This is a genomic window from Umezawaea sp. (assembly GCF_036375055.1).
Lineage (GTDB): Bacteria > Actinomycetota > Actinomycetes > Mycobacteriales > Pseudonocardiaceae > Umezawaea.
Window position 1 is genome coordinate 70,770 of sequence record NZ_DASUSQ010000007.1, and the last position, 26,323, is coordinate 97,092.

The following is a 26,323-nucleotide window of genomic DNA, read 5'->3' on the forward strand; positions in this document are numbered from 1 at the left end:
TGAACGCCGTCCTGTCGGACGCGGGGGGCGCGCCACCGAGCGGAGGAGTCCGACCGTGATCACGCTGGCGCACGTGAGCGACGTCCACATCGACGGGAGCGAGCGCAACGCCGCCAGGACCAGGCAGGTGGTCGAGTACCTGGCCGCGCTGCCGGGCCAGATCGACGCGGTGCTGGTCAGCGGCGACCTCACCCAGATCGGCAGACCCGTCGACTACGCGGAGCTGCGGGAGATCCTGGCGCCGCTGGAGGTCCCGGTGCTCTGCTGCCCCGGCAACCACGACGAGCGCGGGGCGTTCCGCGCCGGGATGCTCGGGATCGAGGGATCCGGCCCGATCAACCAGGCGCACGAGATCGCGGACGCGTCGATCCTGCTGTGCGACTCGCTCATCCCCGGCAGCGACGCGGGCAGGCTCGGACCGGAGACGCTGTCCTGGCTGGACGCCGCGCTGACGGGGTCGGACGAGCCCGCGTTCGTGGTGCTGCACCACCCACCGGTGGCCGTGGGGATCCCGGAGCTGGACGCGATCCGGCTCCAGGACGCGGACGACCTGGCCGCCGTGCTGACCCGGCACCCGAGGGTGGCCGGGATCCTGTGCGGGCACGTGCACGCGTCCGTCGCGTCGACGTTCGCCGGGATCCCCGTGCGGGTCGCGCCGGGCGTCAAGTCGACGACGACGCTGCCGTGGGAGCACACGGGCGACCCGACGAACCTCGACCTGCCCGTGGGGCTGGCGTTCCACCACCACGAGAACGACGTGCTGACCACGCACTTCCGCTCGCTGTGAGCGCGCGGGCAGTCTGGTGGAGGCCGTTCCGCTCCCCGACGAGCGGGTTCGCGCGGGCACCGCGGAAGTGCCCGCGCGAACCGGGTGGAGCGGTCAGAACGGGAAGTGGTTGTGCTCCCCCGCCACGGTGATCCAGCGGGTGTTGGTGAACGCCTCCACGGCCCACCGGCCGCCGAACCGCCCGTAGCCGGTGGCCCCCACCCCGCCGAACGGCGCCTGCGGCTCGTCGTCGACGGTCTGGTTGTTGACGTGGACGATGCCGGTGCGCAGCCTGCGGGCGACGGCGAGGCCGCGCCGGACGTCCTCGGTCAGCACCCCCGCGGTGAGGCCGTACTCGGTGTCGTTGGCGATCGCGATCGCCTCCTCGTCGCCGTCCACCGCGATGACCGTGACGACGGGTCCGAAGATCTCCTCGTGGTAGAGCCTCATCTCCGGTCGCACCCGGTCCAGCACCGTCGCGGTGCAGAGGGAGCCGTCGGGGTCACCGCCGCCCGCCCGCACCCGCGCGCCGTGCGCGACCGCGTCCTGCACGAGTTCGGCGACCCGCTTCGCGGACCGGTCGTCGATCATCGGGCCCACGACGGTGTCCGGGTCGGTCGGGTCGCCGTGGGGCAGCAGCGCGACCTTCGCCGCGAGCTTGGCGGTGAACTCCTCGGCGATCGAGCTGTGCACCAGGACCCGGTCGGCGGACATGCAGATCTGGCCCGCGTTGTGGAAGCCGCCGAACGCCACCGCGTTCACGGCGTAGTCGACGTCGGCGTCGTCCAGCACCAGCACGGCGTTCTTGCCGCCCAGTTCCAGCACGGCGGGCGTGAGGTGCCGCGCCGCGGTCGTGCCGATGATCCGGCCGGTGCCGGTGGAGCCGGTGAAGTTGACGACCCTGACCCGCCTGTCCGAGATGAGCGCCTCGGCGACGGCGGCGGCGTCCTCGCGGGCGTTGGTCACGACGTTGAGCACGCCCGGCGGGAGGCCGGCCTCGCGCAGCACGTCCGCGAGGAACAGCCCGCACGCGATCGGGGCGTCCTCGCTGGGCTTGAGGACGACGGTGTTGCCGACGGCCAGCGGCACCGCGACGGCGCGGACGCCCAGGATCAGGGGCGCGTTCCACGGCGAGAACGCGCCGACGACGCCGACCGGCTGGCGCACCGCCATGGACAACTGGCCGCCGGTGTCGCTGGTCAGGACCTCGCCGAGCGGCTGGGAGATCGCGGCGGCGGCCTCGCGCAGCATGCCGGTGGCCAGGGCGGCGTTGAAGCCCGCCCAGCCCGCGACGCCGCCCACCTCGCCCGCCATGACCTCGATCGCCTCCGGCACACGGGATTCGAGGACGTCGGCGGCCTTCAGGAAGATCGTCCGCCGGGCCGACGGGGACAGCGCGGCCCACGCGGGGAACGCGGCCTCGGCCGCGTCCACGGCGCGGACGACGTCGGCCGGACCGCCCGCCGCGACGGTCGCGTAGACGTCGCCGGTGTAGGGGTTGAGGTCCTGGGTGGTGCGCCCGTCCAGGGCGGGAACGTCCTCGCCGCCGATGAACAGTTCGCGGGTGATGGTCACGGAACCCACTCCTTGGTTGTCGCACTGCGAAACGGGATGGTGAGAACAGGATCTACCCGTCCGACGCCGGGGTGCGCCCGCGCGACGGCGACCGGGGCCGGGACGGGTGCCACCGGCCGTCGAACCGCCCGGTGAGCGGCGCGGGCCCGGACCAGGCCGATCACGACGAGCAGCGGTACGGCGCCAGCACGGACTCGAGGGCCGCGTGGCGGGGGTCGTCGCCCCGGGTGGGCGCGGGACCGCTCATGGGGGGACTCCTTCGGCCCGGCCTGCACAGTGTTCGCCCAGCGAACTTTAGTTCGCTAAAGTTTCATGGGAGTGTGATCCCGGCGACCCGGAGGCGTCAAGAGGCCCACAACTACGATGTCGTGAGCACCGAGACCACCCGGTCCGGTCCTCACGAGACGGGGCGTGACGTGCGGGAAGCGGCAGAGGACACCGCGGGCCCGTTCGAACGGGGCCTCGCGGTGCTGCACGCCGTCGCCGCGGACCCCGAACCCCGCATGCGCCGCGTGGACCTCACCAAGGCCACCGGACTCGCCCGGTCCACTGTGGACAGGATCACCGCGACCCTGCTGCACCTGGGCTTCCTGCGCGCCGAGGGCCAGGACCTGCTGCTCGCCCCGCGCGCGATGGAGCTGGGCAACGCCTACCTCGCGTCGTGCGGGCTCGTGACCCCGCTGGCACCGCTGGTGACGCGGCTCGCGGACGAGCTGGACGAGTCGGTCTCGCTGGCCGTCCCGGACGTCGACGGGGCGCGGCTGATCGCCCAGTCGACCCGGCGGCGGGCCGTGTACCTGGCCTTCCACGTCGGCGGCCTGCTGCCCGACGACCGCAGTGCCGCCGGGGTCGTGCTGGCCACCACGTGGGACGAGAGCCGCCACGAGACGTGGCGCGACCGCCGGACGGCCGACCCGCTGGACGCCGGGTTCCCCGCCGTGCCGACGCTGGTGACGCCCGTGCCGAACCGCGAGGCCGTGTTCCGCGCACGGATCGCCGACGCCGCCGAGGAGGGCTGGTCGCTGGACGACCAGTGGGTCGAGCCCGGCCTGCTCGCCCTCGCCACGCCGGTGTTCGGCCCGGCGGGCCGACCGGTCGCCGCGGTGAGCGTGCTCAGCCACACCAGCAGGCACAGCGCGCGGACGTTCCCGGACGCCGTGCTGCCCGCGCTGCGGAAAGCCGTGTGGGACATGGAGGCCGCGCTCCGGCGACCGACCGGGTCGGCCGAGCGGTCGGTGCCGACGGCGCGGGAGCTGCGCTCCACCAAGGACGAGCTGGGCATGGAGTTCCTGGAGACGCTGGCGCGCGGGATCGCCGTGCTGAAGGCGTTCCGGTTCGCCCCCGGCGGCCTGACGATCTCGACGGCCGCCGCGGCGAGCGGGCTCCCCCGCGCCACCGCGCGGCGGGCCCTGCTCGTGCTGCGGGAGGCGGGGTACGCCGAGAGCGACGGCAGGGTGTTCACGCTGCGCCCCACCGTGCTGGACCTCGGGTACTCGCGGCTGTCGTCGCTCACGCTGGCGGACATCGCCCAGCCGCACCTGAAGGCGCTGGCGGGCACCGTGGGCGAGTCGGTGTCGATGGCCGTGCTCGACGACGACCGGGTGCGGTACGTGGCGCGGGTCGCGACGACCCGGATCATGCGGATCGACATCGCGGTCGGCACCCGCTTCCCGGCGCACGCCACGTCGATGGGCCGGGTGCTGCTGGCCGGCCTGCCCGCCGAAGAGCGGGCGGCGCTGCTCGACCGGTCGGACCGGGAGCCGCTGACGAGCCGCACGCTGGTGTCGGCGGAGGACCTCGCCTCGGCCGTGGACGCCGTGGCGCGGCAGGGCTGGGCGGTGGTCGACCAGGAGTTGCAGGACGGCCTGAGGTCGCTCGCGGTCGGGGTGCGCGACCGGTCCGGCGCGGTCGTCGCGGCGGTCAACACGGCGCTGCACGTCGGCCGGGACACCGTCGAGGAGACCGTGGATCGCCTGCTCCCGGCGTTGCGCGACACGGCGGCCCGGATCGAGGCGGACCTGGCCGTGGCCTTCGACCAGGCACAACTGGTCGTCGTCTGATCGTCGCCCCCTGTGGCCGCGACCACACTCGTCGTTCAAATTCAAACTACCGGCGTAGTGTTCGCGACGGCAGTCGAACCAGCCGTCGATCGGAGCCAGCCGTGACCTCCTCCCCCACCCGCGCCTCGGTCCGCACCAGCGTCCGGGTGCCCCTGCGGTTCGGCGACGGCTTCAGCACCGCGGCCGAGACGATCACCTTCCACGGCCTCGCCGACCAGGCCGAGCACCTCGCACTGGTCTTCGGCGAACCCACCGCGAACCCCGCGCCGCTCGTGCGGATGCACTCCGAGTGCCTCACCGGGGACGTCTTCGGCTCGGCGCGCTGCGACTGCGGCCCCCAGCTCCGCGAAGCCGTCGAACGGCTGTCGAACGAGGGCGGCGTGCTGCTCTACCTGCGCCAGGAGGGCCGGGGCATCGGGCTGTACAACAAGCTCGACGCCTACGCGTTGCAGGACCACGGCCTGGACACCTACGAGGCCAACAGCGCGCTCGGCCTGCCGGAGGACGGCCGCGACTACACCGCGGCGGCGCAGATGCTGACGGCGCTGGGCATCGGCACGATCTCCCTGCTGTCCAACAACCCCGACAAGGGCGCGCAGCTCAGCGCGCACGGCATCACCGTGCGCCACCACGTGCCGACCGGCGTCTTCGCCACGCCGACCAACGTCGGGTACCTGAGGGCCAAGGTCGAGCGCACCGGGCACACCATCGCGCTCGCGGGCTGACAGTCCACTGAGGACCGTTCCGCGCTAGTCGCGCCGGGCGGCCACGACCTCGAAGGCGCGGTCGATGAAGTCGGACATGTCGGCGGCGCCGTCGGTGGCAGTCCACGCCTGGAACGCGGCGTCGAGGCAGCCGAGCCCGGCCGCGACCAGCGCCCTCGGCCGCGGGTCGCGGGGATCGTCGGAGATGCCCAGCCTGGCGGCGATCTCGGGGATGAACAGGTCCTGCCAGCGCGACTGCTTCTCCTGCTGGCGGGCCTTGAGCGACGGCGTGTCCAGCAGCATCCGGCCCAACGGCCGCCCCGGCGCGTTCTTGTCGCTCGCGTAGGCGGCGCGGAACCCGAAGTGCAAGGTGTCCCACGGGTCTTCCCCGGCGGGCCGGTCGGCGAGGGCGCGGGCGACCAGGTGGCCGAGTTCGTCGAGATGCCCCAGTACGACGTCCTCCTTCGTGGGGAAGTAACGGAAGAAGCTCGTGCGCGACATGCCCGCGGCACGCGCGATGTCGTCGACCGTCGTGCCGTCGAACCCCCGCTCCGCGAACAGGTCCAACGCCACCACGGCGACTTCGGCGCGCATGGCGCGCCTTGCCCTGTCCCGAAGTCCAGTCGTCTCGCCCACGGAATTCATGCTAGAGCCTGCAAACGCTTGCTGTACCTATTGGTCACCGCTGTTCAGGCCAGGGGCGCCCGCCGCCGATCGTCCACTCGGGTCGTCGTCAGTGGTGGTTGTGCAAGCGGCGCAAGGCAATGGCCAGTTGCAGGCGCAAGCGTCCCGCCGGATCGCGGACGGACCACCCGAGCAGCTCCTCCACGTGGGTGAGCCGGTCCTGGAGCGTGGAGTGGTGCACGACCAGGGTGGCGGCGGCCGTGCGCAGGCTGGAGGAGGTGGCCACGGCGACGAGCGTGGCCAGCGCCCACGGCGCGGTGGACCGGGCGCGTTCGAGGTCGCGGACGTCCGGAACCGGTTCCGCGCCGGGGCCCACGGCGGCGGCGAGCACGGCCAGCCCGCCGAGCTGGTCGGCGTGCACCACACCGGGACCGGGGTCCTGCTCGGTCCCGGCGGCGGCGAAGCGCAGCGCGGTGCGCGCTGCCGCCCACGACGACGGCAGGTCCTCCACGGGCACGAGCGGGCCGACGCCGGCCCTGGTCGCCGCGACGGTCTGGTCGGCGGCCAGGACCCCGGCCCGGCCGCCGTCCAGCGCGACCGCCCTGGCCGCGGGACCGAGGCCGAGCCTGCGGGCGGCGCGCCGCCTCGCCGGTTCGGCGACCGCCGCGTCCAGCACGGCGGCCACGTCGTCCGCGGGCGCCGGGCCCCTGGTGCGGGACAGGGCACCGCGGGCCGCGGACAGGGCCCGTTCGAGGACCATCGCCTCGACCGGACCCGCGGGCCCCGCGCGTTCGAGCCACAGCGCGGGCGGGCCGCCGGGGTGCAGCGGGGCGTTGAGCCAGCTCGGGTCCGGTGGGCCGTCGGACGGCCGGACGGCTCCGGTCCCGTCCACCCGGAGGTCGACGCCGCGATCGGAGTCGACCAGCCGGGCGGCGCAGCCGGTGAGGACGGCCGCTCCCCGGACGACGGGTTCGAGTCCGGCCCGGCCCTCGACCAGCCGGTCGAAGTAGGCGATCACCTTGACCGCGGCGCCCGCGTCGGGATCGAGCGCGCTCAGCCTGCCGACGAGGTCTTCCACCTCTTCATCGTGCCACCGGGTCAGAGCCCGAGCACGCGTCGCAGCCAGGGGCCCCGAGGTCCGCCCGCGGCCCTGGAGAGCTGCGACTCAGGGGCGAGCAGCTCGAACCCGTGGAAGCCGCCGGGCCACACGTGCAGCTCGGCGTCGCCGCCCGCCGCCCAGATCGCGGACGCGTACGCGACGACCTCGTCGCGGAAGGTCTCCGCGGAGCCGACGTCGAGGTAGGTCGGGGGCAGGCCGGAGAGGTCGGTGGCCCGCGCGGGCGCGGCGTACGGCGACACGTCCGGGCCGCCGCGCTCGTCCCCGAGCAGGGCCGTCCAACCGGTGTCGTTCGAGGTGCGGTCCCAGATGCCGAGGCCGACCATCTGCCTGCCCGACGCCGACTCGTTGCGGTCGTCCAGCATCGGGCAGAACAGGAGCTGCGCGGCCAGGGCGGGACCGCCGAGGTCGCGGGCCATCAGCGTCGTCGCCGCGGCGAGACCGCCACCCGCGCTGGCGCCGCCGATCACGATCCGCTCGGGGTCGACGCCCAGCTCCTCGGCGTGCTCGACCGTCCACACCAGACCGGCGTAGCACTCCTCCACCGGCACCGGGTGCGGGTGCTCGGGCGCGAGCCGGTAGTCCACCGACACGACGGCCAGCCCCAGCTCGTGCGCCAGGTCGAACGCCTTGGTCGAGTCGGCGCCGCGGTTGGAGCCCATGACCATGCCGCCGCCGTGGATCCAGTAGACCGCTCCGACCAGGCCGGTCGTGCCCGCCGGCCGGAGGACCAGCAGGGGGATGTCGCCGTGCGGCCCCGGCACGGGCCGCTCGGACACCTCGAACGCGCCGCCGCGCCGCAGCTCCTCGGTGGTCGCGTCGCGCCCGATCATCCCCGCGCGCATGACGGGGATGAGGTCGGCGGTGATCGAGCTGGGCAGCTCCGTCATCGTTTCGAGCGCGGCGGCCAGTTCGGGGTCGAACGGCGGCGGCGGGCCGACGCGGGTCGAGTCGGACCCAGTGGTCGTCATCGGTGTCTCCTCCGGTGCTCGGGGCCACCCCGGCGTGACCACCGCCACCATCGTCGGGCCGACGGCGGCGCCGCCGACAGTGCCACGCGGCGGAGATCACCCGCCAACTGGCGGTTAGGGTCGGGCATGGACGCACGGCAGCTGGAGCACTTCCTCGCCGTCGTGGACCACGGCGGGGTGCGCAGGGCCGCGCAGGCGCTGTTCGTCGCGCAACCCTCGCTCTCCCAGTCGATCCGCGCGCTGGAGCGGGACCTCGGCCACGCCCTGTTCCACCGCGTCGGGCGGCGGCTCGTGCTGACGCAGGCCGGGCACGCGCTGGTCGAACCCGCCCGCCAGGTGGTGCGCCTGCTCGCGGTGGCCCGCTCGACCGTGGACGCGGCGGCGGACCTGGAGAGCGGGTGGGTGGAGGTCGCCGCGATGCCGTCGCAGGCCGTGGAACCGCTGAGCTCGATGGTCGGGGCGTTCACCGCGCGCCACCCCGGCCTGTCCGTCGTGATCAGGGCGGCGGCGACGGCGGACGCGGTGGTGGAGATGGTGCGGACCGGCGTGACCGAGGTGGGGCTGCTGGCGCGCAGCGAGCCGGTGAGGTCGGCGGGCGTCGTGCTGGAGGACGTCGGGACGCAGCGGTTCGTGCTGGTCGCGCCGCCGGACTGGCCCGTGCCCGACGGCGGGGTCGTGCGGCGGGAGGACCTGGCCGGGCAGCGGCTGGTCGTCGGCCAGGTCGGCACGGGCATGCGCGGGCTGGTCGAGGACATCCGCGCGGACGGCGTGGAGCTGACGGCGGTCGTCGAGTCGGAGCACCGGGAGGCGATCCTGCCGCTGGTGCTCGGCGGGGTGGGCGTCGCCGTGCTCGCCGACTCGTGGGCTCCGCTCGCCCGGCAGGCGGGCGCGCTCGTGCTCGACCTGGAACCGCCCGCCCACCTGCACCTCGCGCTGGTCTGGCGCCGCCAGGAGCTGTCACCCGCCGCCGAGGCGTTCCTGGCCGCGGCCCGCGGCGTCCGATAGGCACCGCCTATCTCGACGACCGGGTTCACGTCTTGGACGGGAGCCCCGTCGAGGTGGTGCCATCGGGGCATGACCACCCACCGGATCGCCCTCGTCCCCGGCGACGGCATCGGCCGCGAGGTCGTCCCCGCCGCGTGCGCGGTGCTGGACGCGGTCGGCGCGCGCCACGGCGTCTCGTTCGACTACGACGAGTTCGACTGGTCCTGCGAGCGGTACCTGCGCGAGGGCGCGATGATGCCCGCCGACGGGCTCGACCTGGTCCGCGGCCACGACGCGATCTTCCTCGGCGCGGTCGGGCAGCCCGGCGTGCCGGACCACGTCTCGCTGTGGGGCCTGCTGATCCCGATCCGCCGCCGGTTCCGCCAGTACGTGAACCTCCGGCCGATCCGGGTGTTCGAGGGCCTGGAGAGCCCGGTCCGCGGCGCTCGGCCCGGCGAGGTCGACTTCGTGGTGGTGCGGGAGAACGTCGAGGGCGAGTACAGCGAGATCGGCGGGCGGCTCAACCGCGGCTTCCCCGAGGAGATGGCCGTGCAGGAGTCGGTGTTCACCCGCGCGGGCGTGACCCGCGTGCTCGACCACGCGTTCGAGCTGGCCGGGACCCGCCGCGGGTACGTGACGTCGGCGACGAAGTCGAACGGGATCGTGCACACCCTGCCGTTCTGGGACGAGCTGGTGGCCGAACGGGGAGCCCTGCACCCGGACGTCCGCTGGGACCAGGAGCACATCGACGCGCTGTGCGCGAAGTTCGTGCTGGACCCGGCGCGGTTCGACGTGGTGGTCGGGTCGAACCTGTTCGGCGACATCCTGAGCGACCTGGCGGCGGCGGTCGCGGGCGGCATCGGGATCGCGCCCGCCGCGAACGTCAACCCGGAGCGGGAGTTCCCGTCGATGTTCGAGCCGGTGCACGGGTCGGCGCCGGACATCGCCGGGCGCGGGATCGCGAACCCGATCGGAGCGGTGTGGACGGCCGCGATGATGCTCGACCACCTCGGGCACGCCGAGGCCGCGGCCGAGGTGGAGGCGGCGGTCGCGGCCGTGCTGGCGAAGACCGACGTGCGCACGCCCGACCTCGGGGGGACCGCGACCACCGCGTCGTTCACGCGGGCGCTGCTGGGGTTCGTGGGGCCGTGAGCGTGCCGCTGCCCGCCGCGTTCGCGCACCGCAGGCTACCGCTGGTACTTCCTCACCGCGGGCGGCGGCACCCCGGAGCGGTTGATCGGCGGCGACCCGTGGTTCTGGCTCCGCGCGGACGACCGCCCGGCACCGGGGCGGCGGGTCGGCTGCCCCGGTGCCGGCGCTGTGGGACGGGCTGGGGGGTCAGGCCTTCCAGTCCACGAGCTGCACGATCACGCCGTTGGGGTCGCGCACCTGGAAGGCGCGCTCGCCCCACTCCTCGGAGGTGAGGGGCATGGTGATCGTGACACCCTCCTCCTGGAGGCGGGCGAGTTCGCCCTCCAGGTCGGTCACTTCGAACGCGAGGATGAGGCCCGTGGCGTGCACGTCCCGCTGGTCCTCGGGGAGGGTCGGCAGCCCCCGGCGCAGGAAGACGACGTTGAGGTGCGCGTCGTCCCTGGTGAGGGAGGCGAAGCCGTCGGCCGCCATGACCTCGTGGAAGCCGAAGTGGTCGGTGAGGAAGCTGGCGGAGGCGGGGACGTCGTCGACGTTCAGGGACACGGCGGACGCGGTGATCTGCACTGGCGCTCCTTTTCTCTATACGTTGTACATTGTACGCTGTAAAAAGTAAGGATGCACGTGGCCGACGAACGAACCAGCGCGGGCGACCCCGCGCGGACCCTCCAGCTGCTCTGGCGCGAACCGGCGGCCGTTCCCCGGCGCGGACCCCGCCAGGGGCTGACCGTCGACGCCGTCGTCGAGGCGGCCACCTCGCTGGCCGACACCTCGGGGCTGGAGGCGCTCACCATGCGGAAGGTCGCCTCGGCGCTGGGGGTCGTGGCGATGACGCTCTACACGTACGTGCCGGGGAAGGCGGAGCTGCTCGACCTGATGCTCGACGCCGCCTACGGGCGGATGTCGCGGACCTCCACCGAGGGGCGGCCGTGGCGCGAGCGGGTCACGGCCGTCGCGGCGGAGAACCGGCGGCTGTTCGAGACCCACCCCTGGGCCGCCTCCGTGTCGACCGTCCGCCCGCTGCTCGGGCCGGGGCAGATGGGGAAGTACGAGCACGAGCTGGCCGCGCTGGACGGGCTGGGGCTGTCCGACGTGGAGGTGGACGCGGCCCTCACCCACCTGCTGAGCTTCGTGCAGGCCTGGGCCCGGTCGGCCGCCGACTCGGTCGCCGCCGCGGCCGAGAGTTCGCTCAGCGAGGCGGAGTGGTGGGCGGTCAACGCGCCGCTGCTGGACCGGGTGCTCGACCCGGCGGTCTACCCGCTGGCCACGCGGGTGGGATCGGCGGCCGGGGCCGAGCACGGGGCCGCCTACTCGCCCGAGTTCGCCTACGGGTTCGGGCTGGCGCGGGTGCTGGACGGGCTGGCCGCGCTGGTCGAGCGGGCGTGACGCGGACCGCTCGGGGAACCTTCGCGGCACCCCCGGACGTTGGAGGGACGTCGAAGGGATGAGCGGATGGCCATGATGCGCAAGCTCGCGGTACTCGCCACGGCGGCTGCCGCGGCCAAGAAGTACGCCCAGAAGAACCCCGAGAAGGTGAGCAGACTCGCCGACCAGGCGGGGACGTTCCTCGACCGGCAGACCAAGGGGAAGTACCACCACCAGATCGACAGCGCCGTGCGCAAGGCGAAGAACGCCTCCAGGCCCGGCTACTGACAGCCGCCAACGGCCGGATCGCCTCACCGCGATCCGGCCGTTGGCGTTTTCGCAGGTCAGCGGTGTGCGAAAAGTTCTTGAAGAAAATCCGGCGGACGTGTCGATCCGGGTCGCTCCCGTTCGACGCAGTGGTGTGGGCAGGGAGAAGGCCCGGCCACCGACAACCTGGGAGCAGTCGTGCGTTTCATGGTGATCATCAAGGCCGACGAGAAGACCGAGGCGGGCGTCATGCCGACCGAGGAGCAGCTCACGGCCATGGGCAAGTTCAACGAGGAGCTGGTCAAGGCCGGTGTGATGCTGGCCGGTGAGGGTCTGCACCCCAGCTCCAGGGGTGCTCGCGTGCACCTCAAGGGCGACCAGAAGACCGTGGTCGACGGGCCGTTCACCGAGACCAAGGAGCTGATCGCGGGCTTCTGGCTGCTCGACGTGAAGTCGCGCGACGAGGCCGTCGAGTGGGTCAAGCGGATGCCCGTGTTCGAGGGTGAGGACTCGGTGGTCGAGATCCGGCAGGTGTTCGAGGCGTCCGACTTCGGCGACGAGTTCACGCCGGAGCTGCGGGCGGCCGAGGACGCGCTGCGGGAGCAGCTGGGGCAGTAGGGCGGCCGGGGCGGCTTCCGGCCCCGAGGTCGTTTGCGTGGTCGTCGCGGGTGCTGGTAGTCAGTGGCTGTGACGGCTTCGGAGGCTCACCGCGCGGTCGACGCGGTCTGGAGGATCGAATCTGCTCGCGTCATCGCCGGGCTCGCGAGGCTCGTGCGGGACGTCGGGCTCGCCGAGGAGCTTGCGCAGGACGCCCTGCTGGCCGCTCTGGAGCAGTGGCCGGTCGAGGGTGTCCCGCGCAACCCCGGCGCCTGGTTGATGACCGCCGGGAAGAGGCGGGCCATCGACCTCATCCGGCGGGAGCAGAACCTCCGCAAGAAGGTCGAGGTCCTGGGGCACGAGCTGGACCCGCTCGGGGCCGCGCCGGAGGTCGAGGACGCGCCCGAGATCGACGACGACCTGCTGCGGCTGGTGTTCGTGTCGTGCCACCCCGTGCTGTCGACGGAGGCGCGGGTCGCCCTCACGCTGCGGCTGCTGGGCGGGCTGTCGACCGACGAGATCGCCCGCGCGTTCCTGACCTCCGAGGCGACCGTCGCGCAGCGGATCGTGCGGGCCAAGAAGACGCTCGCGAAGGCCGAGGTGCCGTTCGAGGTGCCCACCCGGTCGGAGTGGGCCTCCCGGCTGTCGTCGGTGTTGGAGGTCGTGTACCTGGTGTTCAACGAGGGGTACTCGGCCACCGCGGGGGACGACTGGCTGCGGCCGTCGCTGTGCAACGAGGCGTTGCGGCTGGGGCGGGTGCTGGCCGGGCTGGTGCCGGATGCCGCCGAGGTGCACGGGCTGGTGGCGCTGATGGAGATCCAGGCGTCCCGGTCGGCCGCGCGGGTGGACGCGGACGGGCGGCCGGTGCTGCTGCTCGACCAGGACCGAGGGCGGTGGGACCACGTGCTGATCCGGCGGGGGTTGGCGGCTCTGGCGCGGGCCGAGGAGCTGGGCGGGGGTGGGCCCTACGCGGTGCAGGCGGCCATCGCCGCCTGTCATGCGCGGGCCCGTACCGCCGAGGAGACGGAATGGGGGCGGATAGCTGATCTGTATGACGTGTTGGGGGAGATCATGCCCTCACCCGTGGTGGAGTTGAACCGGGCCGTGGCCGTGTCCATGGCTTTCGGGCCTGCCGCCGGGCTGGAGTTGGTGGATGAGCTGGTGGCGGTGGGGGCGTTGGAGAAGTACCACCTGCTGCCCAGCGTGCGGGGGGATTTCCTGATGAAGTTGGGGCGGTTGGGGGAGGCTCGGGGGGAGTTCGAGCGGGCTGCCGGGCTCACCCGGAACGGGCGGGAGAAGGCCCTGCTGTTGGAGCGGGCCGCGGCTTGTGGGGATGCTCGGTAGCTGTCGGTTCCAGCGGATCGGCCGATGTGACTCGGGGGCTTCTAGATTTGCCGCTTGATCGGGCTTGCGGGCAGAGGCGTTGGCCTAACCGATCAACAAGGTGGGGGGCGGGTCCCCGCGTGAAATGGCCGTGGTTCGAGAAGGCCCTCGCTGCCTGTTTGTGGTTATGGGCTGGTCCACGGGGTGGTGTTGTAGGCGTCTGCCAGTTTTTTGTGGCGATGTTGGTCCACGGGGAACTCCAGGTCGTCCACCGCGCTCACCGGGACGATTCCCCTGGCGTTGGTGAGGAACGCGGCGTCGAACTGCGGTAGGTCTTCCAGGTGGATCTCGGCCAGGCGTGGTGGGGTTGGTAGTGCGGCGTTGATCAGTTGCATGGTGACGCCCAGCAGGAGTGGGGCGTCTGGCCAGACGACCGTGTCGCCCTGGAAGAAACCGATGTTGGTGGTGGTGCCCTCGGTGACCAGTCCCTCCGGGGTTACCAGCAGTGCGTCGTCGTAGCCGTCTCGGCGGGCCAGGGTGGCGTGGTGGGCCTGCGCGAAGCCGCCCAGGTGCTTGAGGTGCGGGAACGGCCGGGTGTACGGGACCGAGCGCAGGCGTTGTGGGGTGCTGGGGGGCTCGCCGGGCGGGTTGACGGTGACCATGATGGACAGCTCGTCCTCTGGCTGGAACACGTAGACGCGCAGGGAGGCGTCGACCACGTCGTCCGAGAGGGCGTGGCGGACGTGGGCCAGGACCAGGTCCGTGTCCAGGTCTCGGTCGAACATCTCGCGCGATGCCGCTCGCAGTCTGACCAGGTGGAGGTCGAGACCGCGGACCTTGCGGTCCCGGACCTGCACGGCGGTGAAGTTGCCCGTGGTGGACGTCGCCGGGTGCGCGAGGGTGTCGGTGGTGGCCGGGCGGCCGTCGATCTCGATGCGCGTCATGCGTCCCATCTCACCACCGGGGGGAAGCGGCCGTGAGCGGTTCGGGGGGCCGCTCACGGCCGCGGGCTCAGCAGGCGCCGCTGTCGCGCCACACCCCCCACTCGCCGGTGGTGCCGGGCTCCTCGCCCTGCGTCCACCACTGGGCCGTCCACCTGCGGGTGTTGTGGGAGACGACGTTGGTCGCGGTGTAGACCTTCGCGCGGTCCCAGGCCGCCGGGCAGGTGCCCGGTGGGGTGGTCGTGGTGGTCGTGGTGGTGGTCGTCGTCGTGGTGGTTTCCCAGGGGACCTGGGTGGAGCGGTAGAAGTTGATGCCCTGGGCCGACCACCTCGGGCCCTGGGCGGCCAGGCGGAGCTTGAACTGGTCCCAGTTGTGCGTGGACCACGGCGACCAGCCGAGTTCGGCGATGGCCGCCAGCCTCGGGAAGGCCATGAACTCGATGTCCGCCGAGGTGACGATCGTTTCGGTCCACAGTGGAGCTTCGACGCCGCGGACGGCGGATTCGCCCACGCCGTTCAGGTAGGCGCCGGGGTTCCAGCCGTAGGCGTCCTGGACCTCGATGCGGCCCGCCCACTCCAGACCGAGCGGGGTGCTCGCGTTGTACTTCATGTCCAGGTAGGCCTTGTTGGCCGGGGACATCAGGACCTTGTTGCCGCGGGCCACCGCGGCGGCCACCGAGGCGTTGGACGTGGTGGTGCCCCAGAACTGCGGGACGGCACCGGTGTCGGTGGTGGTGCGGACGAACTCGTGCCAGCCCATGGCCTGCTTGCCGTACTTCTTCACCAGGGGCAGGGTCTTGTCCATGAACGTCTGGTAGTCGGCCTCGCTGGTGGCCTGGGCCTCGTCGCCGCCGATGTGGAAGTACGGGCCGGGCGTGATGGCGGCGATCTCGCGGATCACGTCCTCGACGAACTGGTAGGTCACGGCCTTCGAGACGCAGAGCGAGCTGTAGCCGACGGCCGTGTCCGTGCGCAGCGCGGGCGCGACGCCGTTGCAGTTCAGCTCCGCGTACGACGCCAGCGCGGCGTTGGTGTGGCCGGGGAGGTCGACCTCGGGGATCACGGTGATGAACCGGGAGGCCGCGTGGGCGACGATCTCCTGGTACTGGGCCTTGGTGTAGAAGCCGCCCGCGCCGCCGCCGACCTGGGTGCTGCCGCCGACCGCGGTGAGCCTGGGCCAGCTGTCGATCGCGATGCGCCAGCCCTGGTCGTCGGTCAGGTGCAGGTGGAAGTAGTTGACCTTGTACAGGGCGAGCTGGTCGAGGTACTTCTTCACCGACGCGACGGGGTGGAAGTGGCGGGCGACGTCGAGCATCGCGCCGCGGTGCTCGAAGCGCGGGTGGTCGAGGATGGCGGTGCCGGGCAGGGTCCACGGTCCGGTTTGGACGGTGGAGGCCTCGACCTTCGCGGGGAGCAGTTGGCGCAGGGTCTGGACGCCGCCGAAGAGCCCCGCCGCCCTGGTGGCCCTCAGCACGACGGTGGAGGCGGTGACGTCGAGCTGGTAGCCCTGCTCGCCGACGCTCGCGCTGGCGCCGGTGAGCAGCAGCGAGATGCCGTCGGCCGGGGTGCCGGAGGCGTCGGAGACGGGGAGGGCGAAACCGGTCGACCGGCGCAGGACACCGGCGAGGTAGTCGCCGACCGCGCGCGCCTGCGCGTCACCCGCCTGCGTGTAGATCTTCGACGTGCTGGTCAGCGTGTGCGTGACACCCGCCGCGGCCTGCACCGACACGGGTGCGGGCACGATGCTCTTCAGGGGTTCGGCGGCCTGGGCGACGTTCGGGGTCTGGGCACCGACCGTCCACACGACCGTCCCGCTGACGACGAGCGCCGCCGCCGCGAGGGCTCGGCCCACCCGACGCCATCGGCTTCCCCGGAACGCTTGGGTTTCCACGTCGTCCTCCTCGGTCGGGCCGATCCCCCGTTCGCAGCCTGCTGAACCACCACCCTCCTTGTCAATGGTCTGTACCACTTGATGGCCTCGGGCCAGCCGGTTGCGCAGTATCGGTGGAGACCAGCCGCCGCCGTGGCGGCACGACGAGGGGAGCGTGGCGGAATGGTGAGCTTCACGACGGCCCTGACGACCCACCGGTTGGTGGCCATCGTCCGGGGCGACGAGGCGCGCGCGGTCGTGCGCGTGCTGTTCGAGTCCGGCGTGAGGCTGGTGGAGGTGTCCTTGACCAGCCCGGACGCCCTGGAGGTGATCGCGGACCTGGCGTCGGAGGTCCCGGAGGGCGGCTGGCTGGGGGTCGGCACGATCCGAACGCCCGGCGATGTCGACGACGCCGTGGCGGCCGGTGCGACGTTCGCCGTCAGCCCGGCCACGACGGTCGCCGTGCGGGCGTCGGTGGCGGCCGGCTTGCCGGTCCTGGCGGGGGCGTTGACGCCTACCGAGGTGGAGACGGCGTTGGGGTTCGGGGCTGATGCGGTGAAGCTGTTCCCGGCGTCGCTGGGTGGGGTTGGGTACCTGGCGGCCCTGCGGGCGCCGTTCCCGGACGTGCCGTTCGTGCCCGTGGGTGGGGTGGGGGTCGCCGAAGCCGCGGCCTACCTGGAGGCCGGGGCGGTGGCCGTGGGGGTCGGGTCGCCGCTGGTGGGCGGCGGTGTGGCCGGGTTGCCCGCCAGGGTCGCCCGGTTCCTGGACGCGACCGGGTCCCCGGTATGAGCGTGGACGTGGTGACGTTCGCGGAGATGATGGCGGTGCTGCGGGTCGGGGCGCCGGGGTTGGCCCGGTCGTTGGAGCTGGGGTGGTCGGAGCGGAGAGCACCGTCGCGATAGGACTGACGCGGGTGGGGCACCAGGTGGGGTGAGGGTGGGGTGAGGCGGTGCGGTGAACTCCCCCCCCCGCTCGGTTCAGTGTCTCCATGCCCCGTTTCCCTTGTCAAGGCTGGAAAGATGCCTTGACAAGGGAAACGGGACATGAGGATTGGGAAAGCGGGGGGGTGGTTGGGGAGGGTGAGCCTTCCAAAACCCCTGGAACGGTGCGGTGGCGTCGCTGGTCCCGATTTCGGGAAGTAGTTGGCAGCGGGTGGACCGGCGCGGTGGGATTGCTGGTCCCGATTTCGGGAAGTGTTGGCAGTGGGCAGGTAGGTGGTGCTTTGCGTTCGGCCCTCGCCGGCTGGCGGGTCGCCAGCCCGCCGCTCTGCGGTTCCGCGGTCATCTCCTGCCCGCCTCACAACGGACGCCTCCTGGAAGGGCCTGACTCCGTCTCCGCAGGGCGCGCCCGCCCGTTCGGTGGCCAAGAGGGTTCGTGCGGCGATGACATCCCGATCATGACTCTCGTCGCAACCGGTACAGGTTCGCCGCTGCTGGCCTACTCCCAGTCGTCCGATTCGACGTCTCCGCACTTCAGCGACCAGACGACGCCGTACTCGCGGAAGCAGTGGGCGACCGAGCGCTTCTGCGAGCGGGACGTCCTCGCCTCACCGGAGCTGAGGGTCGTGCGGGTCCGCCAGGGCCGCTGACCCGGCGCACGAGGGCCGTCCCCGCACGTCGGGGACGACCCTCGCGGTGTTATCGACGCTTCCACAGTTACGGTAGCGTCGATACGATTCCCGTGTTAGCGTTGCTTCCATGAGCACGAGAGCACGGATTCTCGAAGCAGCGGCCGAGCTGCTCGCCGAATCGCCGATCGCGGACGTGTCGACCAGGGCGGTCTGCGAAGCCGCCGGTGTCGGCGCCCCCGCGCTGTACCGGCAGTTCGGCGACAAGGAGGGCCTGCTCTCAGCGGTCGTGGACCACGGCTTCGAGAAGTACCTGGCGGGCAAGCGGGCCGCGGTCCCCTCGTCCGACCCGGTGCGGGACCTGCGGGACGGCTGGGACTCCCACGTGGCGTTCGCGCTGGAGAACCCGAGCTACTACCGGCTGATGTACTCCCCCACCGTCAGCGGCACGCCCGCCGCGGCCGTCGAGGCCCACCGGCTGCTGCTGGAGGTGCTGGAGCGCTGCGCCGCCGCGGGCAGGCTGAGCGTCTCGCCCGAGGTGGCCGCGCAGATGGTCATGTCGGCCAACACCGGCGTCGCGCTCGTGCTCATCACCCGGCGCGACCTGTACGGCCGGGACGTCTCCACCCGCGTCCGGGACGCGATCCACGCGGCCATCCTCGTGCCCACCGGCGAGGCGGCGAGCCACGACGGCGGTTCGGCCTCGGCCCTCGGTGTCCGGCTGCGCCGGACACCGCCGGAGGAGCTGACGGCGGCCGAGACGGGCGTGCTGCGGGAGTGGCTGACCCGCCTCACCGACTGACCCACCGAGAACCCAGCAGCACCAGCGGTCGTCGCACGCGGCGACGACCGGCGCTACCCCACACCCAGGAGGAGAAGGACCATGAGCAAGCGCGTCGCGATCATCACCGGTGGCTCCCGCGGCATCGGCCGGGACACCGCCGAGCGACTCGGCCGGGAGGGCTTCGCGGTCGTCGTCAACTACGCCGGGAACGAGACCGAGGCGAGGGCCGCCGTGGACGCCATCACCGGCGCGGGCGGCGACGCCATCGCGGTCAGGGCGGACGTGGCCGAGGTCGACCAGGTGAGCGCGCTGTTCGACGCGGCCGAGTCCGCGTTCGGCGGGGTCGACGTGGTCGTCCACGCGGCGGGCACCATGTACCTGTCGGCCGTGGCGGACATCGACTTCGACGCACTGGACCGCATGCACCGCACCAACGTCCGCGGCACGTTCGTGGTCGGCCAGCAGGCCGCCCGCCGGGTGCGCGGGGGTGGCGCGATCATCACGTTCTCCACGTCGGTGCTCGGGCTCCGGGCGCCCACCTACGCCCCGTACGCCGCGACCAAGGGCGCCGTCGAGGCCATCACGATGATCCTCGCCAAGGAGCTGCGCGGCCGGGACATCACGGTCAACACCGTCGCCCCCGGCCCGACCGCCACCGCCCTGTTCCTGGACGGCAAGGACGAGGAGACCATCGCGAACCTCGCGAAGGCCGCCCCGCTGGAGCGCCTCGGCCAGCCGTCCGACCACGCCGACCTCGTGGCGTTCCTCGCAGGTCCCGCCCGCTGGATCAACGGCCAGACCATCCGCTCCAACGGCGGCATCGTCTGACCCCCACCGTCTCGAAAGGACACACGTCGTGAGCGAGGTAGTCCTGATCACCGGCGCGTCCAGCGGCATCGGCGAGCTGACCGCCAAGGCGCTCGCCCGCGCGGGCCACACCGTGCACGCCGGGATGCGGAGCACCAACGACCGCAACGCCCCCAAGGTCGAGGAGTACGCGAGGTTCTCGGCTGAGCACGGCGTCGACCTGCGGTCGGTCGAGCTGGACGTCTCCAGCCAGGCGTCGGCCGACGCCGCCGTCGCCGCCGTGCACGCCGCCCACGGGCGGATCGACGTGCTGATGCACAACGCGGGCCACATGGTCACCGGCCCGACCGAGGCGTTCACGCCCGAGGAGATGGCGCGGGTGTACGACACCAACGTGCTCGGCGCGCAGCGGGTGAACCGCGCGGCGCTGCCGCTGCTCCGCGCCCAGGGCCGCGGCCTGCTCCTGTGGACCGGCAGCACCAGCACCCGTGGCGGCACGCCGCCCTACCTGGGGCCGTACTTCGCCGCCAAGGCCGCGGTGGACGCCGTCGCCGTGAGCTGCGCGGCCGAGGTCGCCCGCTTCGGGATCGAGACCGCGATCATCGTGCCGGGCGCGTTCACCACGGGCACCAACCACTTCCCGAACAGCGGCCGTCCTGCCGACCGGGCCACGGTCGCCGCGTACGAGACGCGCTACGCCGGGCTCGCGGAGCAGGTGTCGGAGCGGCTCGCCGCCCTCGCGCCGGACTCCGACGTGTCAGCCGTCGCGGACGCCGTCGTCGAGGTGGTGGGGAAGCCCTTCGGCACCAGGCCGTTCCGCACGCACGTCGACCCGGCGAACGACGGGTCGGAGGAGGTCTCCGCCGTGGCGGACCGGATCAGGGTGGAGTTCCTGGAGCGCATCGGCCTCGGCGACCTGCTCACCCCCGCGCGGACCTAGCCGTTGCGAGCGCCTCGTGGCCGGTCAGGACGCTGACCGGCCACGAGGCGCTCGTCAGTGCGCTCCCCCGCAGCACTCGTGCGGCTGCTCGACCTCCGCGGGCTGGAACACCCCGCCCGCGGCGGGTTCGACCAGCAGCACCAGCAGCCCGTCGCGGTACCGCGGCCGGACGAACCCGGCGGTGTCCACGCGCGTGTCGGGCGTGACCGAGGCCCCGATGCCGACCACCTGGTCGATCGCCGTGGCCTCGACGATCTCCGCGACGTGGTGCACACCGACCAGGCTCGACTGGCCGGGGAACCGCGCGCAGCGCCCCTCTGCGGGCGGGTCGACCTCGGTGCCGGGCGCGAGCCCGCCGGTGATCCTGGCGAACACCACCGTCGCGGCCACCGGGTCGCCGCGCTCGACGTGCGTCAGCACGAGGTCGGCCGCCACACCGGCCCTGTCCAGCGCGGACAGCACCTCGCGGTCGAAGTGCGCGCCCACCGAGGTGAACTCCGGAACCAGTCGCACCCAGCGCACTAGACCACGTCCACGAACACCGGGTTGGCGTAGAACCAGAGGTCGTTCCACGGTTCCGCGTCGCCGACGACGTCCATGACGGGTCCGCCGTCCGCGGTGAGCCGCTTGCCGTCGGACCCGCGCACGCGCAGGTAGAACGAGCCGGGGACGTCGCGGAACACGTGGGTGAACCTCGACCGGTTCTTGCTGACCTCGAACGACTTCACCACGGTCGTGCCCGGCGCGGACAGCGCGTCCCGGTCGCTGACCGGGCCGGTGACCGGACCCGCGACGAGGTCGAGCTTCGCCAGCTTCGGCACCGCGCCGGCGAAGTTCGGGCCTCCGGCACCGGTCACCTCGATGGTGACCTCGACCGAGCCACCGCGCTTCACGAAGGTGCGACCGCCCAGCGTGACGCCCTGCTCGTCGCCCTCGCCGAGCGCTCGCACGCGCAGGTCGAGACCGTCGATCAGCCTGCCGTGCACCGCGATCACCCTGCCCGCCTGGAGGCCGCGCATCACGTCCGCGTAGGACCGGGAGCGCGACCCGACGACGGTCTGGCTGTAGAAGCCGGGGAAGAAGTCGCCGAACCCGGACTGCTTCACGCCGGAGTCGACCGGCGCGCCCCTGCTGCCGGTCTTGTCGTGGTCCTGCGGGCCGGGCGTGAGCGTGTCGTTGAAGACCTGGTGCACGTCGGAGGTCGACGTGATCCACCACGGCCTGCCCTCGGCCAGCATCGAGTCCCAGAGACCGCCGACCTTCGCGGTCATCCAGTCGAACCCGCCGTAGGTGCGGTACGGGTTCTCGGTCGCGGTGGGCGCGTAGCCGGGGTGGCTGTCGACGCCGGGCGACGAGTCGTAGTAGCCGCGAGCGCCGCCGCGACCGCCCGAGGCCTTCGAGATGCCCGCGGCCTGGTGGCCGGGCGCTCCCTCCATGCCCACGGCCACGCCGGGTGCCGCGTCGCGCCAGCCGCGCAGCTCGTGCGGGCTGTCGACGCCGCGCCGCGACGGGTGGTTGGCGAACATCAGGGCGATCTCGGTCCGTCCACTGAGGACCTGCGCTTCCAGGTACCGCAGCGCGGCGAGCGCGTACGGCTCGCCGTCGGCGGACGTGGAGCGGGTGATCAGGCCCCTGCCGCCGTTGGCGACCGAGGTGGACAGGATGCCGCCGTCGTACCCGGCCTCGAACGCGCGCAGGATGTCGACGGTGCCGCGGCCCGGCGGGAGGAACACCGTCGCGTGCTCGGCGCCGGGGATGTTCCACTCCAGGCCCTGGTAGACCAGGATGTCGCGGTTCGACCGGCGGGCCTTCTCGATGTCCGGCGCGACCTGGTCGATGGAGAGCTTCTGGTGCGCCACCCCGCCGTGGTCGGTGATGACCATCCAGTCCAGCCCGTGCTTGCGGGCCTCGGCGACCTGCTGGGAGACCGTGTACTGGCCGTCGCCGGAGTACTGGGTGTGGATGTGGTGGTCGCCCGCGTACCAGCGCTGGGGCGCGCCCCACCGGTTCGTCGGCCGGGGCGTCGCCGCGGCGGTGCCCGCGCCCGTGCTCGCCAGCGCGGCGCCGCCGACGGCGACGCCGAGTCCGGCGAGGAACCTCCGGCGGGCGACCGCGATGGGGCGGTCGTCCGCCGGGTCCTGCCAGCTGCCCTCGACGGGTTCTACCTCGTGGTGGTGGTGCTCGTGGCCATCGTGGTGGTGGTGCGACATGTCCTGGGCTCACCGTTCGCGGGTCGGCAGCTACGTCGTCGCGGAGTATGTCCAGGCAGGGACCCTGACAACGTGGGACAACCGGTGAACAGCCGATGAACCCTCACGTCCTACCGCGCGCGCTTCGCGTTGGCGGTCACCGCCTCCACGACGGTCGGCCACACGTCGAGCGGGAGGTCGTGCGCCATGCCGTCGACGATGATCAGCTCGGCGTCCGGGATCGCCGCCGCCGTGGCCTCACCGCCGGACCGGTGCACCAGCGGGTCGTGCGAACCGTGGATCACGAGGGCGGGCGCGGTCACCCCGCGCAGACCCTCGGTCCGGTCGGGCGACGCCACGATCGCGGCCAGCTGCCGCAGCGTGCTCATCGGCCGGTTCGACCGGTCGTAGCTCGCCGCGATCCGCTCGCGCACCGCGTCCTCGTCCGCCTCGAAGCCCGGCGATCGGGTCATCCGCGACGCGGCCAGGCGCTGTTCGACGACCTCCTCGCGGGTCGCGGCGGCGGGCTGGCCGAACGTCGCCACGATCTCCGGCCTGCCCTGGCCGACGCTCTTGTCGCCGGTGGTCGACATGATCGAGCACAGGCTGAGCACGCGCTCCGGGTGGTCGATGACGGCCTGCTGGACGATCATGCCGCCCATCGACGCGCCGACCAGGTGCGCCCGCTCGATCCCGAGGGCGTCGAGCAGCCCGACGAGGTCGGCCGCCATGTCGGACATCAGGTAGGGCGCGGTCGAGGTGTCACCGGCGGCGAGGGCGGCGAAGTCCGGCACCGGCAGGTGCGCCAGCTCGGTCGAGAGGCCGATGTCCCGGTTGTCGAACCGGACGACGTGGAACCCCTGGTCGACGAACAGCCCGCACAGCCGGACGTCCCAGTTGATCATCTGGGCGCCCAGCCCCATCACCAGGACCAGCGCCGGGTCGGCCGGGTCGCCGAAGGTGTCGTACTCGAGTTCGAGGTCCTGGAACTTCACTCTTGGCATGCGTGGCGGCCTTTCCCCAATTCAAATGTTCACATGGATGAATAATCTTAGTCTGACCGGTCGTGCATATAGCGGGTAAAAAATTTCCGGTACTGGAAAACATTGACCTAACTGGTCTGGACCATCGACACTGGCGGTCTCCCCAACCCCTGCGAGGAGACCCGATGACCCCTTCACCCTTGCGCGCGAAACTCGTCGTAGCAGCCCTTTCCGCCCTGCTCACGGTAGCTGGGACACAGGTGGCGACAGCAGCCGCTCCCGCTCCGGCCGGTGACGTGACGATCGCGGCCCCCGCGACCTTCACCCACCCCGGAGTGCTCGTCAGCAGGCCGCAACTGGAGTTCATGCGCACCAAGGTGCTCGCGAACGCGCAGCCGTGGAAAGCCGCTTACGACCAGATGATGGGGAGCAAGTACGCGTCCCTGACCCGCACTCCGAAGCCGCGAGCGGTCGTCGAATGCGGTTCCTACTCGAACCCGAACCACGGCTGCACCGACGAGCGCGAGGACGCCATCGCGGCGTACACCCTGTCGCTCGCCTGGTACGTCACGAAGGACGCCCGCTACGCCGACAAGGCGATCCAGATCATGGACGCGTGGTCCCCGGTCATCAAGGACCACACCAACAGCAACGCCCGGCTCCAGACGGCGTGGTCCGGGTCGTCGTGGCCCAAGGCCGCCGAGATCATCCGCTACACCTACACCGGCTGGCCCGCGGCGAACGCGACCCGGTTCGCGACGATGCTGCGCACCGTCTACCTGCCGGAGATCCAGGCGGGCCTGGCGAACACCAACGGCAACTGGGAACTCAGCATGATGGAGGCCTCGATCGGCATCGCGGTCTTCCTGGAGGACAAGGCGGCCTACGACAAGGCCGTCTCGATCTTCCGCACCAGGCTGCCCGCGTACGTCTACCTGACCAGCGACGGCGCCCTGCCCAAGACCCCGCCGGGCAGCGGCATCGACACCCGCGCCGAGATCGTGAGCTACTGGCACGACCAGTCCACGTTCCAGGACGGCGTCAGCCAGGAGACGTGCCGCGACTTCACCCACACCGGCTACGGCCTCGCCGCCGCCGCGCACATCGCGGAGACGGCCCACCACCAGGGCCAGGACCTGTGGGGCGAGAACCAGGACCGGATGCGCCACGCGTACGGCCTGCACGCCCGCTACCAGCTGGAGGCGATGCCGTCCTGGCTGTGCGGCGGCACCCGCAAGCAGAACCTCGGCCCGACGACCGAGGTGGCGTTCAACGCGCTGAACACCCGGCTGGGCATCGGGATGGCCAACACCCAGCGCTACACCGAGCAGCAGCGCCCGCAGGGCACCGACAACCTGTTCATCGCCTGGGAAACCCTGACGCACGCCCAGAACCCGGCGTAGTCAGCGCGACCACGTCGGCGTAGGTCGGCACGCCGTCCGCGACAGCCCCACCGTCGCGGACGGCGTTCGCCGCCTCGACCGCGGCGTGCAGCGCGGCCCGGAAGAGCAGCGAGCCCGTGCTGATCCGCCGAACCCCCAGTTCCGCCAACCGCTGAACGCCCAGCGCGGGCACGTGCAGCACGTTCAGCGGCACGTCGACGGCGGCCACCACCGCCGCGATGTCCTCCTCCAGCACCAGTCCCGGCACGAACACCCCGTCGGCCCCCGCGTCGCGGTACCGCAGCGCCCGGTCCACAGTGGACTCTTGCCGCACCCCGAGCCAGTGGGTGTCCACGCGGGCGTTGACGAACAGCCCCGGCCCGCCCTCCCGGACCGCGCGCACCACCCCGGCGTGCTCCTCGGGGTCGGCCAGCACCCCTCCCGGCCGCCCGTCCTCCACGTTCACGCCCGCGACGCCCAGCTCGGCCAGTTCCGCCGCCAGTTCCCGGACGTCGCCCCCGAAACCGGACTCGACGTCCACCGTCACCGGGACCGGCAGCCCGACGATCCGCCGGGCCAGGGCCACCGTCTCGTCCCGCGTGGCGCCCTCGCCGTCCGGCAGCCCGGCGGCGGCGGCCACGCCGAGGCTGGTCGTCCCGATCGCCGCGAACCCGGCGGCGCACAGCGCGGCGGCGGACGCGAAGTCCCAGGCGTTGGGCAGCACCAGCGGCCGGTCGGCGTGGTGCAGGTCGTGGAACGTCACCGGGTCAGTCCTTCCGCGATGGCGAGCGCGTGCCGCTCGCCGGGACAGGCGTGCGCGCCGAGCCCGAAGGGGTGGTCGGTCAGGTCGACCTCGACCACCGCGCCGTCGGGCGTGACGCGGCGGGTCGTGGGCACGGGCGGGTGGACCCCGGCGACCAGGGCGGCCGTGGCCGCGCACGCCTGCACCAGCAGGCCGATCCGGTTGGCGGTGACCTCGTCGTACCCGCCGCACGCGGCGACCAGCCGGGCCAGCGCCTCGTCGGCCTCGTCGGTGATCACCTCGTGGGGCTGGTAGCAGCGGGCCACCACCTCGACGTCCGCCGCGTCCACCGGCAGCCCGAGGGCCTCGGCCAGCACGTCCACGGCGGTGCCGCGCCCGCGCGAGGCCGACTCCCGCAACGCCTCCGGGTCGATTCCCGCCAGCTCGGCCTCGACCAGCGCCCGGCGCCGCGCGTGCGCGGCCCCCTCGCTGAACCGGACGACGGAGGCCCGCAGCCACGCCACGCCGTCGGCGGCGTCGGGCACGGACGGGACGGTGCGGCTCAGGTCGGTCACCATGCCCGAGACGGTAGGCCGTCCACGGTTCGGTGCGCGCC

The 26,323-nt window shown here is 72.6% G+C and carries 27 protein-coding genes; 15 read left to right on the forward strand and 12 right to left on the reverse strand.

The window, feature by feature from the left end; genetic code table 11:
- The first annotated feature begins 55 nt into the window (after positions 1–55).
- A complete protein-coding gene (locus tag VFZ92_RS02635) occupies positions 56–787 on the forward strand; it encodes a phosphodiesterase (RefSeq protein ID WP_330874038.1) in 732 nt (243 codons plus the stop codon).
- Between the two features lie 93 nt (positions 788–880).
- On the opposite strand, the gene VFZ92_RS02640 is transcribed toward VFZ92_RS02635, so the two are convergent.
- Entirely contained in the window at positions 881–2,341 is a 1,461-nt protein-coding gene (locus tag VFZ92_RS02640; protein ID WP_330874039.1) for an aldehyde dehydrogenase family protein, read from the reverse strand.
- Between the two features lie 416 nt (positions 2,342–2,757).
- On the opposite strand from VFZ92_RS02640, the gene VFZ92_RS02645 reads away from it, so the two are divergent.
- Positions 2,758–4,401, forward strand: coding sequence for an IclR family transcriptional regulator domain-containing protein (locus VFZ92_RS02645; RefSeq protein WP_330874040.1), 1,644 nt, complete (start codon positions 2,758–2,760; stop codon positions 4,399–4,401).
- Positions 4,402–4,502: 101 nt separating this feature from the next.
- On the forward strand, positions 4,503–5,126 hold the full coding sequence (locus VFZ92_RS02650) for a GTP cyclohydrolase II (protein ID WP_330874041.1): 624 nt from the start codon (positions 4,503–4,505) through the stop codon (positions 5,124–5,126).
- A gap of 24 nt (positions 5,127–5,150) precedes the next feature.
- Here VFZ92_RS02650 and VFZ92_RS02655 read toward each other — a convergent pair whose 3' ends face one another.
- From VFZ92_RS02655 to VFZ92_RS02665, 3 genes are all read right to left on the reverse strand, one after another.
- Complete coding sequence (locus VFZ92_RS02655; protein WP_330874042.1) at positions 5,151–5,699, reverse strand: TetR family transcriptional regulator; 549 nt, start codon at positions 5,697–5,699, stop codon at positions 5,151–5,153.
- Between the two features lie 139 nt (positions 5,700–5,838).
- A complete protein-coding gene (locus tag VFZ92_RS02660; protein WP_330874043.1) occupies positions 5,839–6,807 on the reverse strand; it encodes a helix-turn-helix domain-containing protein in 969 nt (322 codons plus the stop codon).
- Between the two features lie 20 nt (positions 6,808–6,827).
- Positions 6,828–7,817 carry an alpha/beta hydrolase gene (locus tag VFZ92_RS02665; RefSeq protein WP_330874044.1) on the reverse strand — a complete coding sequence of 330 codons (990 nt, stop codon included), beginning with the start codon at positions 7,815–7,817 and terminating at the stop codon, positions 6,828–6,830.
- Positions 7,818–7,943: 126 nt separating this feature from the next.
- On the opposite strand from VFZ92_RS02665, the gene VFZ92_RS02670 reads away from it, so the two are divergent.
- Together VFZ92_RS02670 and VFZ92_RS02675 are read left to right on the forward strand one after the other, a co-directional pair.
- Positions 7,944–8,822, forward strand: coding sequence for a LysR family transcriptional regulator (locus tag VFZ92_RS02670; protein ID WP_330874045.1), 879 nt, complete (start codon positions 7,944–7,946; stop codon positions 8,820–8,822).
- Positions 8,823–8,891: 69 nt separating this feature from the next.
- Positions 8,892–9,953 (forward strand): tartrate dehydrogenase, encoded by a 1,062-nt coding sequence (locus tag VFZ92_RS02675; RefSeq protein ID WP_330874046.1) that lies wholly within the window; start codon positions 8,892–8,894, stop codon positions 9,951–9,953.
- Between the two features lie 186 nt (positions 9,954–10,139).
- Here VFZ92_RS02675 and VFZ92_RS02680 read toward each other — a convergent pair whose 3' ends face one another.
- Positions 10,140–10,517, reverse strand: a complete 378-nt coding sequence (locus tag VFZ92_RS02680; RefSeq protein WP_330874047.1) for a VOC family protein — start codon at positions 10,515–10,517, stop codon at positions 10,140–10,142.
- Positions 10,518–10,574: 57 nt separating this feature from the next.
- Between VFZ92_RS02680 and VFZ92_RS02685 the strand changes: the two genes are divergently transcribed.
- The 4 genes from VFZ92_RS02685 to VFZ92_RS02700 all read left to right on the forward strand — a co-directional run bounded on the left by VFZ92_RS02685 (position 10,575) and on the right by VFZ92_RS02700 (position 13,523).
- Positions 10,575–11,336, forward strand: coding sequence for a TetR/AcrR family transcriptional regulator (locus VFZ92_RS02685; protein ID WP_330874048.1), 762 nt, complete (start codon positions 10,575–10,577; stop codon positions 11,334–11,336).
- Positions 11,337–11,402: 66 nt separating this feature from the next.
- Complete coding sequence (locus tag VFZ92_RS02690; RefSeq protein WP_330874049.1) at positions 11,403–11,603, forward strand: antitoxin; 201 nt, start codon at positions 11,403–11,405, stop codon at positions 11,601–11,603.
- A 177-nt stretch (positions 11,604–11,780) separates the two neighbouring features.
- The gene (locus tag VFZ92_RS02695) at positions 11,781–12,200 is read left to right on the forward strand and encodes a YciI family protein (RefSeq protein WP_330874050.1); all 420 of its coding nucleotides are present in this window, start codon (positions 11,781–11,783) and stop codon (positions 12,198–12,200) included.
- Positions 12,201–12,269: 69 nt separating this feature from the next.
- Complete coding sequence (locus VFZ92_RS02700) at positions 12,270–13,523, forward strand: RNA polymerase sigma factor (protein ID WP_330874051.1); 1,254 nt, start codon at positions 12,270–12,272, stop codon at positions 13,521–13,523.
- Positions 13,524–13,687: 164 nt separating this feature from the next.
- Here VFZ92_RS02700 and VFZ92_RS02705 read toward each other — a convergent pair whose 3' ends face one another.
- Both VFZ92_RS02705 and VFZ92_RS02710 read right to left on the reverse strand, forming a co-directional pair.
- Positions 13,688–14,446, reverse strand: coding sequence for an aminotransferase class IV (locus VFZ92_RS02705; RefSeq protein WP_330874052.1), 759 nt, complete (start codon positions 14,444–14,446; stop codon positions 13,688–13,690).
- Positions 14,447–14,513: 67 nt separating this feature from the next.
- Positions 14,514–16,334, reverse strand: coding sequence for a family 20 glycosylhydrolase (locus VFZ92_RS02710; protein WP_414719792.1), 1,821 nt, complete (start codon positions 16,332–16,334; stop codon positions 14,514–14,516).
- A gap of 162 nt (positions 16,335–16,496) precedes the next feature.
- On the opposite strand from VFZ92_RS02710, the gene VFZ92_RS02715 reads away from it, so the two are divergent.
- The 5 genes from VFZ92_RS02715 to VFZ92_RS02735 all read left to right on the forward strand — a co-directional run bounded on the left by VFZ92_RS02715 (position 16,497) and on the right by VFZ92_RS02735 (position 20,411).
- Entirely contained in the window at positions 16,497–17,102 is a 606-nt protein-coding gene (locus VFZ92_RS02715) for a bifunctional 4-hydroxy-2-oxoglutarate aldolase/2-dehydro-3-deoxy-phosphogluconate aldolase (protein ID WP_330874053.1), read from the forward strand.
- A gap of 607 nt (positions 17,103–17,709) precedes the next feature.
- Positions 17,710–17,901, forward strand: a complete 192-nt coding sequence (locus tag VFZ92_RS02720; RefSeq protein WP_330874054.1) for a hypothetical protein — start codon at positions 17,710–17,712, stop codon at positions 17,899–17,901.
- A gap of 109 nt (positions 17,902–18,010) precedes the next feature.
- Complete coding sequence (locus VFZ92_RS02725; protein ID WP_330874055.1) at positions 18,011–18,682, forward strand: TetR/AcrR family transcriptional regulator; 672 nt, start codon at positions 18,011–18,013, stop codon at positions 18,680–18,682.
- 81 nt (positions 18,683–18,763) lie between these two features.
- A complete protein-coding gene (locus VFZ92_RS02730) occupies positions 18,764–19,492 on the forward strand; it encodes an SDR family oxidoreductase (RefSeq protein WP_330874056.1) in 729 nt (242 codons plus the stop codon).
- 28 nt (positions 19,493–19,520) lie between these two features.
- Positions 19,521–20,411 (forward strand): SDR family NAD(P)-dependent oxidoreductase, encoded by an 891-nt coding sequence (locus VFZ92_RS02735; protein ID WP_330874057.1) that lies wholly within the window; start codon positions 19,521–19,523, stop codon positions 20,409–20,411.
- Positions 20,412–20,465: 54 nt separating this feature from the next.
- Here the strand turns inward: VFZ92_RS02735 and VFZ92_RS02740 are convergent, their stop codons facing one another.
- The 3 genes from VFZ92_RS02740 to VFZ92_RS02750 all read right to left on the reverse strand — a co-directional run bounded on the left by VFZ92_RS02740 (position 20,466) and on the right by VFZ92_RS02750 (position 23,604).
- On the reverse strand, positions 20,466–20,924 hold the full coding sequence (locus VFZ92_RS02740; protein ID WP_330874058.1) for a hypothetical protein: 459 nt from the start codon (positions 20,922–20,924) through the stop codon (positions 20,466–20,468).
- A gap of 8 nt (positions 20,925–20,932) precedes the next feature.
- Positions 20,933–22,621 carry a PHP domain-containing protein gene (locus VFZ92_RS02745; RefSeq protein WP_330874059.1) on the reverse strand — a complete coding sequence of 563 codons (1,689 nt, stop codon included), beginning with the start codon at positions 22,619–22,621 and terminating at the stop codon, positions 20,933–20,935.
- A gap of 110 nt (positions 22,622–22,731) precedes the next feature.
- The gene (locus VFZ92_RS02750) at positions 22,732–23,604 is read right to left on the reverse strand and encodes an alpha/beta hydrolase (protein WP_330874060.1); all 873 of its coding nucleotides are present in this window, start codon (positions 23,602–23,604) and stop codon (positions 22,732–22,734) included.
- A 164-nt stretch (positions 23,605–23,768) separates the two neighbouring features.
- Between VFZ92_RS02750 and VFZ92_RS02755 the strand changes: the two genes are divergently transcribed.
- Positions 23,769–24,986 carry an alginate lyase family protein gene (locus VFZ92_RS02755; protein WP_330874061.1) on the forward strand — a complete coding sequence of 406 codons (1,218 nt, stop codon included), beginning with the start codon at positions 23,769–23,771 and terminating at the stop codon, positions 24,984–24,986.
- On the opposite strand, the gene VFZ92_RS02760 is transcribed toward VFZ92_RS02755, so the two are convergent.
- On the reverse strand, positions 24,943–25,728 hold the full coding sequence (locus VFZ92_RS02760) for an isocitrate lyase/phosphoenolpyruvate mutase family protein (RefSeq protein ID WP_330874062.1): 786 nt from the start codon (positions 25,726–25,728) through the stop codon (positions 24,943–24,945). The two genes, VFZ92_RS02755 and VFZ92_RS02760, sit on opposite strands and share 44 nt — an antisense overlap.
- Positions 25,725–26,323, reverse strand: a 599-nt coding sequence (locus VFZ92_RS02765) for a hypothetical protein (protein WP_330874063.1), incomplete at its 5' end; no start/stop codon positions are given. The genes VFZ92_RS02765 and VFZ92_RS02760, both read right to left, overlap by 4 nt.

What these genes read in the sequence shown, in the direction of transcription:
- VFZ92_RS02655 (WP_330874042.1), bottom strand. Translation starts at nt 5,699, where the DNA reads ATGCGCGCCGAAGTCGCCGTGGTGGCGTTGGACCTGTTCGCGGAGCGG.
- VFZ92_RS02665 (WP_330874044.1), bottom strand. Translation starts at nt 7,817, where the DNA reads ATGACGACCACTGGGTCCGACTCGACCCGCGTCGGCCCGCCGCCGCCG.
- VFZ92_RS02670 (WP_330874045.1), top strand. Translation starts at nt 7,944, where the DNA reads ATGGACGCACGGCAGCTGGAGCACTTCCTCGCCGTCGTGGACCACGGC.
- VFZ92_RS02675 (WP_330874046.1), top strand. Translation starts at nt 8,892, where the DNA reads ATGACCACCCACCGGATCGCCCTCGTCCCCGGCGACGGCATCGGCCGC.
- VFZ92_RS02690 (WP_330874049.1), top strand. Translation starts at nt 11,403, where the DNA reads ATGGCCATGATGCGCAAGCTCGCGGTACTCGCCACGGCGGCTGCCGCG.
- VFZ92_RS02705 (WP_330874052.1), bottom strand. Translation starts at nt 14,446, where the DNA reads ATGACGCGCATCGAGATCGACGGCCGCCCGGCCACCACCGACACCCTC.
- VFZ92_RS02715 (WP_330874053.1), top strand. Translation starts at nt 16,497, where the DNA reads ATGGTGAGCTTCACGACGGCCCTGACGACCCACCGGTTGGTGGCCATC.
- VFZ92_RS02720 (WP_330874054.1), top strand. Translation starts at nt 17,710, where the DNA reads ATGACTCTCGTCGCAACCGGTACAGGTTCGCCGCTGCTGGCCTACTCC.
- VFZ92_RS02725 (WP_330874055.1), top strand. Translation starts at nt 18,011, where the DNA reads ATGAGCACGAGAGCACGGATTCTCGAAGCAGCGGCCGAGCTGCTCGCC.
- VFZ92_RS02730 (WP_330874056.1), top strand. Translation starts at nt 18,764, where the DNA reads ATGAGCAAGCGCGTCGCGATCATCACCGGTGGCTCCCGCGGCATCGGC.
- VFZ92_RS02745 (WP_330874059.1), bottom strand. Translation starts at nt 22,621, where the DNA reads ATGTCGCACCACCACCACGATGGCCACGAGCACCACCACCACGAGGTA.
- VFZ92_RS02750 (WP_330874060.1), bottom strand. Translation starts at nt 23,604, where the DNA reads ATGCCAAGAGTGAAGTTCCAGGACCTCGAACTCGAGTACGACACCTTC.
- VFZ92_RS02755 (WP_330874061.1), top strand. Translation starts at nt 23,769, where the DNA reads ATGACCCCTTCACCCTTGCGCGCGAAACTCGTCGTAGCAGCCCTTTCC.